We start from the raw sequence: 865 nt of genomic DNA on the forward strand, positions 1-865 counted from the left end.
ATTACCCCAGTGAACGACCTCCCTGAGGTACAAGCTATCAGCTTAAGTGTGGATGAAGACACCGCATCAGCAGTGACCAATGTGCGTTCACTGGCCAGTGATGTGGAAGACACCATCCCAACGGGCACGATTAACTTAGTCAGAGCGCCAAGCTCAGGGCAAGTGGTGTTTGACCAAGCCGCGGGCACCTTTGTGTATACCCCAGATGCGAACGTTACAGGGCAAGACAGTTTCACCTACACCATTACCGACAGCGAAGGCGGTGTGTCACTGCCAGGAACCGTTACGGTAAATATAGGTGCGGTGAATGACCGTCCAGTTGTTGCTAATGATGCAGTGACGACTGATGAAGATACCGCAACAACGTTAGCTATTTTAGCAAACGACTCAGACGTAGAAGACAGTGGCTTTAATGCTGCCAACGTAAGCCTTGAAAACCAAGGCACGGGGGCGGGCATGTACGACTTTGCGACAGTCAGTGTTAACCTCGATGGTAGTTTAGCTATCGTGCCAAGCCAAGATGTGAATGGGGTATTTAGTTTCACCTACACATTAACAGACAGCGAAGGCTTAAGCTCAACCCCAGCGACCGTCACACTGACCATTAATGCCGTGAACGATGCACCAGTGGCGCTAGATAACACCGCCCAACTGCAAGAAGAAGGTTCATTTGAAGTTAACGTATTGGGTAACGACAGTGATGTTGATATCGGCGACAGCTTAGATGTGAGCAGTGTGACGGTTGTCAGTGCACCAAGCAATGGGCAAACTCAAGTAACCGCAACGGGGGCAATCATTTACACCGCCAATGCAGATTACTATGGTGACGACAGCTTTACTTACACAGTTAAAGACAGCAATGGCG

1 protein-coding gene is annotated in these 865 nt (G+C 49.7%); it reads left to right on the top strand.

The genetic code is table 11. The features are described from left to right. Window positions 1–865: tandem-95 repeat protein (locus H5200_RS23265; protein ID WP_182762857.1), on the top strand; the 865-nt coding region annotated here is incomplete at both ends.

The organism is Pseudoalteromonas sp. SG43-7 (assembly GCF_014164295.1).
Classification (GTDB): Bacteria; Pseudomonadota; Gammaproteobacteria; order Enterobacterales; family Alteromonadaceae; genus Pseudoalteromonas; species Pseudoalteromonas rhizosphaerae.